Source organism: Rhizobium mayense (assembly GCF_030272705.1).
In the GTDB taxonomy this organism is placed as follows: Bacteria; Pseudomonadota; Alphaproteobacteria; order Rhizobiales; family Rhizobiaceae; genus Rhizobium; species Rhizobium mayense.
In genome coordinates this window covers 581,987-596,734 of the sequence record NZ_JARFYM010000002.1, presented here as the reverse complement: position 1 = coordinate 596,734, position 14,748 = coordinate 581,987, and the positions used below count along the sequence as shown (strand labels likewise).

The window sequence follows — 14,748 nt, the reverse complement described above, 5'->3', positions numbered from 1 at the left end:
GGACAAGATCCGCACCGACCCGATCATCCGCATGATGATTGTCGCCATCGCCTTCTACGGCATGTCGACCTTCGAGGGGCCGATGATGTCCGTGAAGACGGTCAACTCCCTCAGCCACTATACGGAGTGGACGATTGGCCATGTTCATTCCGGCGCCCTCGGCTGGGTCGGCATGATTACGTTCGGCGCAATTTACTATCTGACGCCGAAGCTTTGGGGCCGCGAGCGGCTGTACAGCCTGCGTATGGTCAACTGGCACTTCTGGCTCGCCACCCTTGGCATCGTCATCTACGCGGCCGTCCTTTGGGTCGCCGGCATCCAGCAGGGCCTGATGTGGCGCGAATATAACAGCCAAGGCTTCCTGGTCTATTCGTTCGCGGAAACGGTTGCAGCGATGTTCCCCTACTACCTGCTGCGCGCGGTCGGTGGCGGCCTTTACCTGGCAGGCGGCGTGGTCATGGCCTTCAATGTCGCGATGACGATCCGCGGTTACCAGCGTGACGAAGCCGCGATCCCGGGAACGATCACGCTTCAAGCTGCCGAATGAGGAGAAGAAGATGTCGATCCTAGATAAACACCAAATCCTCGAAAAGAACGCAACGCTTCTTCTGGTCGGATCGCTCCTGGTCGTCAGCATTGGCGGTATCGTCGAGATAGCTCCTCTTTTCTATCTCCAGAACACGATCGAGAAGGTGGAAGGCATGCGACCCTACACACCGCTCGAACTCGCTGGGCGAAACATCTATATCCGCGAAGGATGCTATCTGTGCCACAGCCAGATGATCCGTCCCTTCCGCGACGAGGTCGAACGCTACGGCCACTACTCGCTCGCGGCTGAATCGATGTACGACCATCCGTTCCAATGGGGTTCGAAGCGTACGGGACCGGATCTCGCCAGGGTCGGCGGCCGCTATTCGAACGAATGGCACGTGCAGCATTTGTCCAATCCGCGCGCCGTCGTCCCGGAATCGATCATGCCGACCTATGCCTTCCTCAAGGATAGAGACGTCACGGTCAAGGACGTCGGTATGGACCTGAAGGCCAATGAGGATGTCGGCGTGCCCTATACCGCCGACATGCTGGCAAACGCCGAGGCCGACATGCGTGCGCAGGCCGATCCGAACGCCAATACGACCGATCTGCTCGCTCGCTACCCGAAAGCAAAGGTGGGTGACTTCGACGGCGATCCCTCGAGGCTGACCGAGATGGATGCATTGGTCTCCTACCTCCAGATGCTCGGCACCCTGGTGGACTTTTCGACATACGACGATGCAACCGGCTATCGATGAGGATCACCACTATGGAAGTTTACAACGCAATGCGTCACTTCGCCGATAGTTGGGGTCTTCTGGCGATGGCCCTGTTCTTCGTCGGCGCGATCTTCTTCACTCTTCGGCCCGGCAGCAAACAGATTGCCGACGATGCCGCGAACATACCGCTGAAGGATGACTGAGATGTCGGAGAAACACATAGACGAAATCAGCGGCGTCGAGACGACCGGTCACGAGTGGGATGGAATCCGCGAACTCAACAATCCCATGCCGCGTTGGTGGGTCTGGACGTTTTACGCCACCATCCTCTGGGCAGTGGGATATGCAGTCGCTTACCCGTCAATCCCGCTGATCAAGGATACGACCAAGGGCTTGCTCGGCTTCTCCAGCCGTGCGGAGCTGCAGCAGGAAGTTCAAGTCGCGAAGCAGGCTCAAACGCAGTTCGAGCAGCAGATCGCCGCAAAGACCGTAGCCGAAATCGACGCGGATCCGTCGCTGCGTGAATTCGCCATCGCGGGCGGTTCGTCTGCCTTCAAGGTCAATTGCGCCCCTTGCCACGGTTCGGGCGCGACGGGAGGGCCAGGCTTTCCTAACCTAAACGATGACGACTGGCTCTGGGGCGGCGATCTGGCTTCGATCCAGAAGACGATCTCCCACGGTATCCGCTTCGATGACGATGCGGATACGCATGTATCGGAGATGCCGGCATTTGGCGACATATTGCAGCCCGCGCAGATTCGGTCAGTCGCGGCCTATGTCTGGGGTCTCACCAACCAGCCGTCCGATCCGGCCCTCGCCGAGGCAGGACGTCAGATTTTCACCGACAATTGCGCTGCGTGCCACGGGCAGGACGCAAAGGGCAACATGGACATGGGTGCACCGAACCTTGCGGATGCAATCTGGCTCAAAGGCCGCGGCGAAGACGCAATTGTCCACCAGGTCACGGCACCCAAGCATGGTGTCATGCCTGCGTGGTCGGCCCGCCTCGGGCAGACAACCGTGAAGGAGCTCACGGTGTTCGTTCACTCGCTCGGCGGCGGAAAGTGAGGGCATTCCATGGCTACCCATAACAACAACCCGCTCCTTGGTCTTTACGGCACGCCGCGCGCAGTCGTCCGAAAGAGGACATCCGTTCGGGCAAAGCCCCTGCGCTCCCCGGACGAGCAGGACAATCCGGAAAAGCTGGGTCTTTCGATGATTAGTTTGACGTCGCTCAAAGATCATAACGCTTCAAATCACTAGAAAGACAGGCAGGAGGACGTCCCCTGTGTGGGAGACCACGCAGACCCTCCGAGCCACGCCTTGAGGGAGGCGTGGCTTTTTTCGTCTGGTCGAAAACGAAATCAATTCTTGATCCACGTCAACGACGACCCCGCGACGGGATGCCAAACGATGGTTCATGAAGCCGGATTGCAAGCAATGAACCTCTATACAGCACCCGATCCCCACTCAGGAAACGATGTCGAACGGCTCGATGCCCAGCCGGTCAACACAAGAGGCAAGCGACAGCCGCTTTATGCCGCGCGCAAGAAGGTTTTCCCGAAGCGAGCCGAAGGCCGCTTCAGACGGTTCAAATGGATCGTCATGCTCATAACGCTTGCCATCTATTATCTGGCTCCCTGGATCCGCTGGGATCGCGGACCATACGCCCCAGACCAGGCGATCCTGATCGATCTTGACACCCGGCGCTTCTTTTTCTTTTTCATCGAAATATGGCCGCAGGAATTTTACTACGTCGCGGGCCTTCTGGTTATGGCGGGTTTCGGCCTGTTCCTGGTCACATCGGCCGTCGGACGTGCCTGGTGCGGTTATGCCTGTCCGCAGACCGTTTGGGTGGATCTGTTCCTCGTCGTCGAACGCGCCATCGAAGGCGACCGCAATGCGCGAATGAAACTCGACGCGGGCCCCTGGACGCGAAGCAAGATCGGCAAGCGGATCGTCAAGCATGCGATATGGATTGCCATCGGGGCGATGACGGGCGGCGCGTGGATATTCTACTTCGCTGACGCACCGACGCTTGCGCTGGACTTACTCCGCGGCCAAGCGCCAATGGTGGCTTACGCGACCGTCGCCACCCTTACCGCGACGACTTACGTACTCGGCGGCCTCATGAGGGAGCAGGTCTGCACCTACATGTGCCCTTGGCCGCGCATTCAAGGCGCGATGCTCGATGAGAATTCCCTCGTCGTCACCTATAACGAGTGGCGTGGGGAACCCCGTTCCCGCCACGCGAAGAAAGCGCAAGCGGCCGGCCAGCCGGTGGGCGACTGCGTGGATTGCAACGCCTGCGTCGCCGTCTGTCCCATGGGGATCGACATTCGCGACGGCCAGCAGATGGAATGCATCACCTGCGCGCTCTGCATCGATGCCTGCGATAGCGTGATGGGCAAACTCGACAAGCCCAGGGGTCTCATCGCCTATGCCACGCTTAGCGAATATGCCGACAATATGAAGCTTGCGACAGCGGGCGGAACCGCAGGTATTCAGCCGAACCTCGTCCGAAACACTGATGGCACTTTCGTGGCAGGCATACGCCATTTCAACTGGCGGGTGATCTTCAGGCCGCGCGTTGTCTTCTACGCCGTCATTTGGGCTGCCATCGGATTGGCGATGCTCGTTCATCTGGCAATGCGAGAGCGTCTCGAGCTGAACGTCCTTCATGACCGCAATCCCCAATATGTGCTCGAATCCGATGGGTCGATCCGCAACGGATATACATTGCGGGTGCTCAACATGGTTCCCATGCCTAGGGCGATCGAAGTCCGCCTTGAAGGACTGGAAGGGGCCACGATGAAAATTCCCGCCCTATCGAACAGCGAAGGCCGAACTTTCGTCATCACCGCCGAACCGGACGCGGCAACCACTCTGAAGGTGTTCGTAACCAACGGTCGCGGTGCCGCTTCGCCGAGCGAGTTCCTCTTTGTCGTCGAGGACGACAAACACGTCGATCACGCGACCTATAAGGCTGCGTTCAACACACCGGAGACCTCGAAATGAGCAACGAGCGAACTGAATTGAACCGGGGGTTTACCGGCCGTCACATGCTCCTGGTGATGGTCACCTTTTTCAGCATCGTCATCAGCGTCAACGTGACCATGGCGGTCTTCGCCTCGACGAGCTGGAGCGGGCTTGTCGTGGAGAATACCTATGTTGCGAGCCAGGAATTCAACGCGAAGGCGGCCGCCATGCGCGCGATGGCGGCGAGCGGAATCGCCGGCAAACTTTCGCTTGTTGGTGACACCGTTCGCTATGCGATCACCAATCGCGACGGCTCGCCAGCATCGGTCGATCAAGTCACTTTGCTGTTCAAGAGGCCCGTTGGCGACGGGGAAGATTTTCAGCTCGCCCTGTCGAAGACCAAAGAGGGCGAGTTCGAAGCGACACATCATGTCCAATCCGGCGATTGGATCATCGAGATCATATCGCGGCGAAACGAGACCGTCGTGATGCATGAAGCGGTGCGCATCGACACTGCGGAGTTCGGCGAATGACCTGCTGCACGATGGACGCGGAAAGCGTCATGACGATGAGCAACGAGGTTGGTGCTGCAGAGATAGCTCTGGCCAGTCATCCAGTGGGCGATGGGCTCCGGCAACTCGACCTGAGTGTTCCGGATGTTCATTGTGGAGCATGCATTTCGACCATTGAACAGGCACTGCTCAAGCTGCCCTATATCAGAACCGCGCGCGTCAATCTTACCGCGCGGCGCGTCAGTTGCACCTATGCGGAAAAGACCGACGGAATAGAGACCGACCCGACGGGAATTGTATCGGCAATAAAAGCTGCAGGGTACCGGGCGCATCTTTTCACGGCTCCCACCCTTCCGGACGACAAGCTTCGCAATCAGTTGCTTCTCGCCGTGGGGGTGTCGGGCTTTGCTGCGGCCAATATCATGCTCCTTTCGGTGTCGATCTGGTCGGGGGCCGATGCGGCGACCCGCGATCTCTTCCATTGGATTTCCGCTATGATCGCGGCGCCGGCGCTGGTCTATGCTGGGCGCTTCTTCTTTGCCTCCGCCTGGAGCGCGTTGAAGCGAGGCCGAACCAACATGGATGTGCCGATCTCATTGGCGATCAGCCTCTCCTATGCGATGTCTCTTTGGGAGACGATCCATCACGGAGAGCATGCATGGTTCGACGCATCGGTGTCCTTGCTCTTCTTCCTGCTGATTGGGCGGACCTTGGATCATGTGATGCGGGAGAAGGCTCGCGCGGCCGTCAACGGCCTCGCCAGGCTCGCGCCGCGCGGCGCTTTTCTGATCATGCCGGACGGAACGCAGCGGTATGCCGCGCTTGAAGAGATCGCTGTCGGAGACCGTATCCTGGTGGCGGCGGGGGATCGCATTCCCGTGGACGGTGTCGTCGAGATAGGAGCCAGCGAGATCGATCTTTCGATCGTCACGGGCGAAAGCCTGCCGGTGGCTGTCGAAATCGGGGCAAATGTCCGTTCCGGCGCGGTAAATCTTCTCTCGTCTCTGACGATACGCGCGACGCACACGGCGCAGAATTCGCTGCTCTCGGAAATTATCGCCTTGATGGAAGCAGCCGAAGGCGGCAGGGCGAGATACCGCCGGATCGCCGACCGTGCGGCGAGCCTATATTCTCCGGCGGTCCATCTATTGGCATTCGTGTCATTTCTTGCATGGGGAATTATTGGCGGGGACTGGAAGCAGGCGATGCTCGTGGCTGTTGCCGTGCTCGTCATCACGTGCCCCTGCGCGCTCGGCCTGGCAGTCCCGGTAGTGCAGGTCGTGGCGGCAGGGCGCCTGTTCCGTCGCGGCATCATGGTGAAGGATGGTTCCGCCCTGGAACGGCTCGCGGAGGTCGATATCGTCGCCTTCGACAAGACCGGCACGCTTACCCTCGGTCGGCCGCGCCTCGTGCAGACTTCGAACGCCAGTCGGGAGGTGCTGGACATAGCGGGCGCCATGGCCGCACATTCACGTCATCCTCTGTCCCAAGCCCTATCCGATGCGATGAATGGCGATGGGGCGCACATCGCCAGCGTCACCGAAGTGCCAGGTGCTGGATTGGAGGCGGAAACCGCGGAGGGCGTCTATCGGCTTGGCAATGTGCAGTTCGCTTGCCCGGCTTTGTCAGGGACCCATGAAGGCAACCGGTCGCTGTCTGAGGTCGTGCTCTCTAGAGACAATGTCGAACTGGCTCGATTCTACTTCGAAGACAGCTTGCGCCCAGGGGCTCTCGAGGCAATCCGTCAACTCGAAGCCGCCGGCATTGGAAGTTGCGTATTCTCCGGCGATCGAAGGGCGGTTGTGGAGGCGACGGCTCGCGCACTCCATGTCGACACGTGGTACGCGCAGTTGGCTCCCAGGCAGAAGGTCGAGGCCTGTGCCGGCCTGAGCAGCCAAGGTCACCGCGTCATGATGGTCGGGGACGGCATCAATGATGCACCGGCGCTGGCGGCAGCGCATGTTTCCATGGCGCCTGCAACTGCTTCCGACGTTGGTCGACAGGCGGCCGATCTGGTTTTCCTGCACGAGAGCTTGGACGCGATTCCGGAAGCGATCGCCGTCGCGCGCCGCGCGGCCACGCTCATCCGCCAGAATTTCGCGCTGGCAATCGGATATAACGTGATTGCAGTTCCCATCGCTATCGCCGGCTACGCGACGCCGCTGATTGCCGCCATTGCGATGTCCACGTCTTCTTTGATCGTGGTGACCAACGCATTGAGGCTCAATCGCTCGCCAGAGAAAGCAGACCGAAAGCTGCGTGGCCCAGATTACGCGACAACGGTGGGAATTGCTGCCCGATGAATATGCTGTTGTATCTGATCCCGATCGCTCTGTTCATGGGAACACTTGGTTTGGGGGCGTTTCTATGGTCCCTGAAGAGCGGGCAGTTCGATGATCTTGAGGGAGCCTCCTGGCGTGTTTTGACCGACGATGACACGCCGCGATCGGATCAAACCGCCGCCAGCGCAGTCTCCGTCAAGTCCGGCGAAGCGCCGTGACGTCATCGATGCGGATGGCTTTTCCGTGAGCCGATACGCCCGTCACCCTGAGCGTGGCGAATGCTCGCGCCACTGCCAGCTAGCCTTCGAGAGTGCCTGTGATTCGGATTCAACGGAGCAGGAGATATCTACAAACAGAAGGGGCCAGTCCTACGCAGTTTCCTGGCCCATGTTTTTGATTTTGGTCAGGCAATGAGGGGTTTCGACCTCTTTCCTACGCGACAAACGCTATCCGGCTGCCGTCACCCCGTTGGCGAGCGCTCATGCATGGCCGCCGGTGACATGCATCCGATCGATAAACCCACCAATTCCACGGATGTCTTCCACGAGGACTTTGATTGCCTTCCGTTCCAGTTCGGACCGAACCCCACCTGCGATTGCTACCTGGGAATTTTCGACCGTGATATCGATTTTGTCACAGTCCAAACCGAGATCGGATCGCAACCGGGTCTTGATCGCCAGTCGAACCGCATCGTCGCCGGCGGCGATAACATCTTGGGCGCTGTTGACTATCGTCCGAAAGACATCGCGCCGGTTGACAATGCCAACCAACCGATTTTCTCTGACGATGGGAATTTGCCTGACGTGATGCTGCTGCATGAGGCCGATGATCGACGAAATTGGAGCGTCTGGCGCGGCTGTTACGACGTCGCATGTCATCGCATCGCCGACGCACCAGCTACGGCTGTGGATATACTGGTTGAGATCCTTCACCGGTTCAGCCTTGTCGGGGAGATTGGCGTCGACTTCCTTGCGAGTGAAGAGATCGTCTTCGGTCAATATCCCGCAGAGCCGATCGACGTCCTCGACAACTGGCAGGCAACTCACTCCCGTATCCAGCATGAGGTGCAATGCGTGGCGGATGCTGCAGGCCGGGTCGATCGATACGATCGTCGTCGTCATAATGTCTTTTGCTTGCATGGTTTTATCCCTCAGGTTGAAAACGGCTCTTGCGCATCCTGCCGGGCAACCGATCGCCGAACGGGGCTGAGCATGGAGAATTGCCATCGGTTCTATGATTGACCGCCAAACCTTGCATTGACCCACATCAAGCAAGCCATGCTCACGATGCTACCAAGCCTGCCAGTGCTGCGTCGGCCCGACCACCGTCATGTTTCCTGCGCTGGCAATATATCCGGTCGCCGCGCAGGCTTTGACCAGGATCAAGGCGGTATACGGATATGGGCCTAAATTTGCACCGAACGGACAATTCCAAACGTGAGGTGTCATCATGCAAGCCAAGACCATTCTGAGCATTATCGGCGTCAATCAAAACGACGAGGATCTGCGCGCGGCGATCGAGTTGTGCCGCGTGGCGGGAGCGCATCTTTCGGTGCTGCTAACAGCGCTCGCGATACCTCCCATCGGCGGATACGGCGAAGTCTCTTCATCCGCATGGGCCGAAGAACGCGAACGCCAGTTGGAGAAGCTCGGCCAGCAGGTCACAGCAGCAAAAACTTTGCTGCAATCGAGCGATATTTCCTTTGATGTCGACGATCTTTTCACGGAATACGGATGGGTCGACAACGAGATCGGCGAACGTGCCCGATATGCGGACCTGACGCTGATCGGCGGCGGTCTGCTGGCGGAGGATGACATGCGGTGGCGCATTCTGGATGGCGCCCTGTTTCAATCACCGGCGCCGATCCTCGTCGTGCCGAAAGCATACGCCGCCTCGCTTCGACCACGCACGGTGCTCCTGGCCTGGAACTCCCGCAACGAGGCAAGTCACGCGGTCCGTGCTGCAATGGACCAATTGACGGGAGCGGACAATGTGCACGTCGTCATCGTCGATCCCCACGCATCGGCCCGAAGCAATGGGGAGGAGCCGGGCGCAGATATCGCTGCATTCCTTGCACGGCATGAAGCCCGGGTCTCGGTCGACATCCTGGCAAGCGGCGGTCGCACCGTCGCTGAGGTCCTGCGACAGCATGCCAGGGACGTTGCGGCCGACGTGATCATCATGGGCGCCTATGGGCATTCGCGCATGCGGGAGTGGATTTTCGGAGGGACCACGCGCTCGATGCTGGAAACTACGCCCGTCCCGTTGTTGATGACGCGGTGAAACGAACTGGAGGGCGCCATCGCGTCCTCCAGTTCTGGCGTGACACCAGTAGATGCATGGGAGGAGAAGATGGCTGGAACCTATGACGTCGCTTTGCTCCGATCCGATCAGATCGAGCGGGCCTACCCGCTCATCCAGGCGGCTGTCCCGGCTCTGGATCTGGCGAGCTGGCACCGGATGGCTTCGGATGCCCTCCGGCGCGAACAAATCCTCGTGGCCGTCAACCCGCGGGGATATATACAGGGCCTCAGTATCTTTCGGCACTTCAAGCATCCCATCCTGGGAGCACTGCTCGACGTCATCTTTCTTTGTGCCACAAGTGCCGCCGATGAGCGTGGTGTCGCGGAAGGTTTGTTTGCAGGCATCAACTTGATGGCCAGAGAATTGAAATGCGCGCGGGTTCGTTTCTGGAATCAGGGTCCCGACAATTGGCAGCGGATGCGGGACGAGACACAATTCAACCGCCTGGATCACGGTTTGATGGTTTGGGTTGCCAATGCGGCTCGGTGAGCTTTGACGCCTTCAGGCGTGCCGGTCACACCTTGCCTGTGAACACGTAGCCGACGCCACGGATCGATTTGATCAATTGCGGGTGTTTGGGATCGATTTCGATCTTTTTGCGCAATCGCGCGATTTGGGCATCGATCGTCCGGTCAAAAGCTTCGAGGTTGCGACCGCGGGTGAGATCCATCAGCAGCTCTCGGCCCAGGACACGACCGGCGTGCCGGACGAAGACGACGAGCATGTCGAATTCGCCGGTGGTCAATTCGACTTCGCCACCGTCCGCCGCCAGGAGCTGCCGCTTTCCGACGTCGAGTTGCCAGCCTTCGAAGCGGATGATTTCGCCTTTGCTGCTCTCGGGAGTCTTGGCAACGGGCTGCCGTCGTCGAAGGATCGACTTCAGGCGCGCGTGGACTTCCCGGAGATGGAAAGGCTTGGCGATATAGTCGTCGGCTCCGACCTCGATACCGACGATCCGGTCCACCACGTCGTCCCGGCCGGTGAGCATCATGATCGGAATGTCCGAATGTGTGCGAATTTCACGCGCGAGATCCAGCCCGTCTTCCCCTCCAGGGAGCACCAGATCCAACAGGATGATATCGAAGCTCTCCTGCCGCAGGCGCGCACGCATCTCGACGCCGCCTGACACGGCGCTGACTGCATAACCTTCGTCCTCGAAATATCGGGTCAGCATCTGCCGAATTCGCGGATCGTCATCTACTACAAGCACATGCTCACGCCGCAGCTGGTCGGAGGCCATCACGAAAAATTCCAGATAAATGCAGGCCGCGCCGCCCTGTGACAATCCGTTACAAAATCGCGCCATTTCTAACACGCGCGGCATTCGGCTGTCACCCACGGACGATCATTTATCCAACATCGACAAAACATTTGAGAGGGATTGTCATGTTGCAGGCGGGCTATGCGGTACAGGCTCCGAGCTATAATGAAACGGTCGTTTTCGGCGAGGAACCGATTTGCCTGCAATCGCTGTTCAGGAAGCAGCCGGTAGAACAATTGGACGCCGGCGAGTCCTTGTTCTTCGAAAGCGATCCGGCTCGACATCTCTTCGAGGTCGTCGAAGGCGTTCTGCGCATCTTCAAGATCATGCCGGACGGCAGACGCGTCATTACGGGCTTTCTGTATTCCGGTGATCTCGTCGGTGTGTCGCTCAAGAATCATTATCTCTACAGTGCCGAGGCGGTGACCCCGGTCAAACTCCGCCGCTTTGCTCGCAAAGCCTTCGAGGAGGCTGTCAGCGGCTCGCCGGAATTGAGGCCACAGCTCTTTGCGCGGCTGTGTGACGAGATGGCCGCGGCCCAGGACCAGATGGTGCTGCTGTCGTGCAAGAATGCCGAGGAGAGACTTTGCAGCTTTCTGCTGCAGCAGCTGCGGCGCGCGCGTGAGCAAGAGCGCTCGGCCAGCGTCATCGAGCTGCCAATGACACGCCTCGATATTGCCGATTATCTTGGGCTGACAATCGAGACCATATCGAGGACGATGACGAAGCTGACGAATAAGGGCGTCGTCAGCTCGGCTGGCCGTCATTCCATTCGAATTGCAAAACCAGGGACGCTCGCACATCTTGCGGGCGATGGAGATGAATGTCACGACGGCAACTCGATCGTCCTGGCCTTTGACAGCGCAGGACGGCGCCACTAAGCGATTACAAGCGAAATCAATATGAACGAGCAGTCGACATTGGCACAGGCAAGAGAAAGCGGACTGGAGGAGATCGCTCGCGTCCTGGATGGCGCGAACATCATCATTCACGGTTTCGATGGCGTCATCAGCCGATGGACGACGGGCTGCGAGCAGCTTTACGGTTGGAGCCGTGAAGAAGCAGTCGGCCAGGTGGTTCATGAACTGCTCGCGACCGTCTTGCCGGAGCCTCTCGATCGGATACGCGACACAGTCGCCCGGCATGGCGTCTGGCAAGGAGAGCTCGTTCATCGTCACAAGGACGGCCGCCCCATTGTCGTTGCCAGTCGGTGGGTGACGGCGTTCTCGATCGACCCGACGCGACAGCTCATCGTACAAACCAATAATGATATCAGTGATTTGAAGCGAATTCAGGCGGATCTCGCCGAGCGCGAGGCGCATCTGCGGTCGATTCTGGCAACCGTACCGGAATCGATGATCGTTATCGATGAAGCCGGCTTGATCACCTCTTTCAGCGCGGCGGCGGAGAGCCTGTTCGGATATTCGGCCGATGAGGTCGACGGAAAGAATGTCCGTATTCTGATGCCTTCACCGGACCGCGAGGCGCATGACGGCTACATCAACCACTATCTGACCACTGGCGAGCGGCGCATTATCGGCTACGGGCGTGTCGTCAGAGGACAACGCAAGGACGGCACGATCTTTCCAATGGAGCTATCGGTCGGCGAAGCTGTTGCAAACGGGAAGCGCATCTTTACCGGCTTCGTACGAGACCTGACCAGCCGGCACAAGATCGAGGAAGAGCTAAGGCAGGCCCAAAAAATGGAAGCCATCGGCCAATTGACCGGCGGACTGGCGCATGACTTCAACAATCTGCTGACCGTCATCAGCGGCAACCTGGAAATGATCGAAGGAAAGCTTCAGGATCAGAAGCTGCTGTCACTATTGTCCGAGGCGCAGGCGGCTGCCGAGGACGGGGCCAAGCTGACGGGCCAGCTGCTGGCATTTGGGCGCCGCCAGCCGCTCAATCCGAAGCTTGTCGACATCGGGCAGCTTGTGGCCGGTTTTTCCGACCTTCTGCGACGAACTCTCGGCGAAAGCATCGAATTGCGAACCGTCGTCACCGGCGGCACGAACGAAGCGCTTGTCGACGGATCGCAATTGCAGAATGCCCTTCTCAATCTTACGCTCAACGCGCGCGATGCCATGCCGCGCGGCGGCCTTTTGTCGATCGAGATTTCCCACGCGCGGCTCGATGCCGACTATGCTCAGATGTATCCGCAGGTCAGAACCGGTGAGTTTGTGCTCATCTCCGTAACCGATACCGGTGTCGGGATGTCGAGCGAGGTCCGGGAGCATGCTTTCGAGCCGTTTTTCACGACGAAAGGAATGGGTTCCGGGACCGGCCTTGGCCTCAGCATGGTCTACGGTTTTGCCAAGCAATCGGGAGGCCATACCCAGCTCTACAGCGAGATCGGGCAGGGAACGAGTGTTCGAATCTTCCTGCCAGCGGCGCAGAAAGCTCAACCCAGCCAGCCAGCGGATCCTGCGGAAACGGGTCGGCGCCAGCATATTCCCCGCGGCTCCGAGTGCATCCTCGTCGTAGAAGATGACGCGCGCGTACGTCGCGTTGCCGTGTCGCGGCTGCTGGACGCCGGCTATAGCATCATAGAGGCGACAAACGGCGCCGAGGCATTGAAGCTCTTCGAAGACAATCCCGATATCGCGCTTCTTTTTACCGATGTCGTGATGCCTGGTGGCCTGACGGGCGACGAATTGGCCCAGAAGGTTCGGGCATTACGTCCGAGCATCAAGATCTTGTTCACGTCGGGTTACGCCGAACCGACGATAGCCGGCCGGGAACTTGCGGAGGCGGGAAGTTGGCTCCAGAAGCCGTATACCGCCCACGAACTCGCCATCCGTCTGCGCGAACTGCTCGATTGATCCATTCTAGCGGCGCCAACTGAGACCAGTCGCAGCCCTTTATTTGCCGGAGGCATCAACCTGTTCCGCTGCATCGAACAGAAGTTGGCGCATCTTCTCGCGCAGGTCTCTTTCATCGATCGGGGCGCCTGCCGATTGCAGATCCGCCTGAAGCTTGGAAAACAGCCCCTCATCCCCGGGCACGGCCAAATCGGCGGTGATGATTTCACCGAAATAGGCGTCGAAATCCTTCCGGCCAATCAGATCGGCGGCCCAGCGGGCGAGCATCCTGTCGCGCCTTGCCCTGATATGAAACGACTGTTCGAGTTTCATTACATATTCTCTTTCGGCGGCTTCTTCCCGTTCTTTGAAAATGCTCATAGTAAGTTCCTCCAACGTGGTAGTATTACGCATATTCTAATTTAGTTGAAGCTTGATATTGGATGTTGATGCCAGTCAAACAAGCATTGATCCAACGATCTCCGCCGCAGCAAGCGCGAGTTCCGTTGTTGCGCTGGCCACGAAGCCTTCGATCATTTTCCCGTCCTTGAGATCATAGCGGAGTTGTTTGCCATCGGGCCGCAATACCACCCCTCTCACAGCGGCGATCAGAGCATGGCCGGCCGCGCAGTCCCAGATCATCGTCGGCGACAATCGTGGGTAAAAATCTGCCTCGCCCGCGGCAATGAGGGCGAACTTCAGCGAGGATCCAAGAGGTCGGACGGACGACGGTACAAGCTTGCCCAGGAGCAAGCGCGTCCGCTCGTCCAAGTGGGAACGGCTGACGACAATACGTGGCGCTTCAGTGGTTTTGGCGAGCGGCGAAAGCTGTTGACGATTGCCCTCACCATCCTCCTCGAACGCTCGGCCTATGCCGCCGCAAAAGAAAAGGCGGTGATGAGCAGGAGCGTATATGATTGCGGCCGCCGGGATGTTTTCTTCGATCAAAGCGATGTTGATGGTGAAGTCTTTTCTGCCGGCAATGAATTCCTTGGTTCCGTCGATCGGATCGATGACAAACATCGGGCCATACACAGCCGGCGGGGAGTCACAGTTTTCCTTGCTCAAAACTGGAATATCTGCATCGAGTTGGTTGCAGGCTTCACACAATAGCGTGCTACACTCGATATCTGCCGCGGTAACGGGTGACCCATCCGGCTTTGTCATTACCTCACCGATGGTCTTCCATTGCGTCATTGCGAGGTCGCCCGCGCGGCGAACGGATGGGAGTAAAGCCTGAATCAATTGCTCTCGGGACAGATGAGGCACCTGCATCTCCACGCACAAGCTTAGACGTGACATTCTAAATGCAGCGGCAACGAGCAACCTTGATCCTCATCAATGTGTCCGCCGTTG

At 58.8% G+C, this 14,748-nt stretch carries 16 protein-coding genes; 12 read left to right on the top strand and 4 right to left on the bottom strand.

The annotated features are described in order from the left end of the window. The 8 genes from PY649_RS05480 to ccoS all read left to right on the top strand — a co-directional run. Positions 1-547: cbb3-type cytochrome c oxidase subunit I (locus PY649_RS05480; RefSeq protein WP_285867174.1), on the top strand; the 547-nt coding region annotated here is incomplete at its 5' end. Positions 548-557: 10 nt separating this feature from the next. Continuing rightward, positions 558-1,289, top strand: coding sequence for a cytochrome-c oxidase, cbb3-type subunit II (gene ccoO, locus PY649_RS05475; RefSeq protein WP_285867173.1), 732 nt, complete (start codon positions 558-560; stop codon positions 1,287-1,289). Positions 1,290-1,300: 11 nt separating this feature from the next. Continuing rightward, on the top strand, positions 1,301-1,453 hold the full coding sequence (locus PY649_RS05470; RefSeq protein WP_285867172.1) for a cbb3-type cytochrome c oxidase subunit 3: 153 nt from the start codon (positions 1,301-1,303) through the stop codon (positions 1,451-1,453). A 1-nt stretch (position 1,454) separates the two neighbouring features. Next, positions 1,455-2,318 (top strand): cytochrome-c oxidase, cbb3-type subunit III, encoded by an 864-nt coding sequence (gene ccoP, locus PY649_RS05465; RefSeq protein WP_285867171.1) that lies wholly within the window; start codon positions 1,455-1,457, stop codon positions 2,316-2,318. Positions 2,319-2,690: 372 nt separating this feature from the next. Beyond that, positions 2,691-4,268 carry a cytochrome c oxidase accessory protein CcoG gene (gene ccoG / locus PY649_RS05455; RefSeq protein WP_285867169.1) on the top strand — a complete coding sequence of 526 codons (1,578 nt, stop codon included), beginning with the start codon at positions 2,691-2,693 and terminating at the stop codon, positions 4,266-4,268. Continuing rightward, positions 4,265-4,762 (top strand): FixH family protein, encoded by a 498-nt coding sequence (locus PY649_RS05450; protein WP_285867168.1) that lies wholly within the window; start codon positions 4,265-4,267, stop codon positions 4,760-4,762. The genes ccoG and PY649_RS05450 overlap by 4 nt, the downstream gene beginning before the upstream one ends. Beyond that, a complete protein-coding gene (locus PY649_RS05445; RefSeq protein ID WP_285867167.1) occupies positions 4,759-7,044 on the top strand; it encodes a cation-translocating P-type ATPase in 2,286 nt (761 codons plus the stop codon). Before PY649_RS05450 ends, PY649_RS05445 begins: the two co-directional genes overlap by 4 nt. Next, positions 7,041-7,241, top strand: a complete 201-nt coding sequence (gene ccoS, locus PY649_RS05440) for a cbb3-type cytochrome oxidase assembly protein CcoS (RefSeq protein ID WP_285867166.1) — start codon at positions 7,041-7,043, stop codon at positions 7,239-7,241. The genes PY649_RS05445 and ccoS overlap by 4 nt, the downstream gene beginning before the upstream one ends. Positions 7,242-7,502: 261 nt before the next feature. Here ccoS and PY649_RS05435 read toward each other — a convergent pair whose 3' ends face one another. Next, positions 7,503-8,144, bottom strand: a complete 642-nt coding sequence (locus PY649_RS05435; RefSeq protein WP_285867203.1) for a CBS domain-containing protein — start codon at positions 8,142-8,144, stop codon at positions 7,503-7,505. Positions 8,145-8,472: 328 nt separating this feature from the next. On the opposite strand from PY649_RS05435, the gene PY649_RS05430 reads away from it, so the two are divergent. Further along, entirely contained in the window at positions 8,473-9,306 is an 834-nt protein-coding gene (locus tag PY649_RS05430; RefSeq protein ID WP_285867165.1) for a universal stress protein, read from the top strand. Positions 9,307-9,375: 69 nt separating this feature from the next. Beyond that, on the top strand, positions 9,376-9,816 hold the full coding sequence (locus PY649_RS05425; RefSeq protein WP_285867164.1) for a hypothetical protein: 441 nt from the start codon (positions 9,376-9,378) through the stop codon (positions 9,814-9,816). Between the two features lie 25 nt (positions 9,817-9,841). On the opposite strand, the gene PY649_RS05420 is transcribed toward PY649_RS05425, so the two are convergent. Further along, positions 9,842-10,567, bottom strand: coding sequence for a response regulator (locus PY649_RS05420; RefSeq protein WP_285867163.1), 726 nt, complete (start codon positions 10,565-10,567; stop codon positions 9,842-9,844). 146 nt (positions 10,568-10,713) lie between these two features. On the opposite strand from PY649_RS05420, the gene PY649_RS05415 reads away from it, so the two are divergent. Next, complete coding sequence (locus PY649_RS05415; protein ID WP_285867162.1) at positions 10,714-11,469, top strand: Crp/Fnr family transcriptional regulator; 756 nt, start codon at positions 10,714-10,716, stop codon at positions 11,467-11,469. A 21-nt stretch (positions 11,470-11,490) separates the two neighbouring features. Then, complete coding sequence (locus tag PY649_RS05410) at positions 11,491-13,413, top strand: hybrid sensor histidine kinase/response regulator (protein WP_285867161.1); 1,923 nt, start codon at positions 11,491-11,493, stop codon at positions 13,411-13,413. A gap of 39 nt (positions 13,414-13,452) precedes the next feature. On the opposite strand, the gene PY649_RS05405 is transcribed toward PY649_RS05410, so the two are convergent. Both PY649_RS05405 and PY649_RS05400 read right to left on the bottom strand, forming a co-directional pair. Then, the gene (locus tag PY649_RS05405) at positions 13,453-13,773 is read right to left on the bottom strand and encodes an ATPase inhibitor subunit zeta (RefSeq protein WP_285867160.1); all 321 of its coding nucleotides are present in this window, start codon (positions 13,771-13,773) and stop codon (positions 13,453-13,455) included. A 75-nt stretch (positions 13,774-13,848) separates the two neighbouring features. Next, the gene (locus PY649_RS05400) at positions 13,849-14,667 is read right to left on the bottom strand and encodes a 3'(2'),5'-bisphosphate nucleotidase CysQ family protein (RefSeq protein WP_285867202.1); all 819 of its coding nucleotides are present in this window, start codon (positions 14,665-14,667) and stop codon (positions 13,849-13,851) included. Positions 14,668-14,748 lie beyond the last annotated feature (81 nt).

What these genes read in the sequence shown, in the direction of transcription:
- PY649_RS05410 (WP_285867161.1), top strand. Translation starts at nt 11,491, where the DNA reads ATGAACGAGCAGTCGACATTGGCACAGGCAAGAGAAAGCGGACTGGAG.
- PY649_RS05450 (WP_285867168.1), top strand. Translation starts at nt 4,265, where the DNA reads ATGAGCAACGAGCGAACTGAATTGAACCGGGGGTTTACCGGCCGTCAC.
- PY649_RS05470 (WP_285867172.1), top strand. Translation starts at nt 1,301, where the DNA reads ATGGAAGTTTACAACGCAATGCGTCACTTCGCCGATAGTTGGGGTCTT.
- PY649_RS05405 (WP_285867160.1), bottom strand. Translation starts at nt 13,773, where the DNA reads ATGAGCATTTTCAAAGAACGGGAAGAAGCCGCCGAAAGAGAATATGTA.
- ccoG (WP_285867169.1), top strand. Translation starts at nt 2,691, where the DNA reads ATGAACCTCTATACAGCACCCGATCCCCACTCAGGAAACGATGTCGAA.
- PY649_RS05400 (WP_285867202.1), bottom strand. Translation starts at nt 14,667, where the DNA reads ATGCAGGTGCCTCATCTGTCCCGAGAGCAATTGATTCAGGCTTTACTC.
- PY649_RS05445 (WP_285867167.1), top strand. Translation starts at nt 4,759, where the DNA reads ATGACCTGCTGCACGATGGACGCGGAAAGCGTCATGACGATGAGCAAC.
- ccoP (WP_285867171.1), top strand. Translation starts at nt 1,455, where the DNA reads ATGTCGGAGAAACACATAGACGAAATCAGCGGCGTCGAGACGACCGGT.
- PY649_RS05435 (WP_285867203.1), bottom strand. Translation starts at nt 8,144, where the DNA reads ATGACGACGACGATCGTATCGATCGACCCGGCCTGCAGCATCCGCCAC.
- PY649_RS05425 (WP_285867164.1), top strand. Translation starts at nt 9,376, where the DNA reads ATGGCTGGAACCTATGACGTCGCTTTGCTCCGATCCGATCAGATCGAG.
- PY649_RS05420 (WP_285867163.1), bottom strand. Translation starts at nt 10,567, where the DNA reads ATGGCCTCCGACCAGCTGCGGCGTGAGCATGTGCTTGTAGTAGATGAC.
- PY649_RS05430 (WP_285867165.1), top strand. Translation starts at nt 8,473, where the DNA reads ATGCAAGCCAAGACCATTCTGAGCATTATCGGCGTCAATCAAAACGAC.
- ccoS (WP_285867166.1), top strand. Translation starts at nt 7,041, where the DNA reads ATGAATATGCTGTTGTATCTGATCCCGATCGCTCTGTTCATGGGAACA.
- PY649_RS05415 (WP_285867162.1), top strand. Translation starts at nt 10,714, where the DNA reads ATGTTGCAGGCGGGCTATGCGGTACAGGCTCCGAGCTATAATGAAACG.
- ccoO (WP_285867173.1), top strand. Translation starts at nt 558, where the DNA reads ATGTCGATCCTAGATAAACACCAAATCCTCGAAAAGAACGCAACGCTT.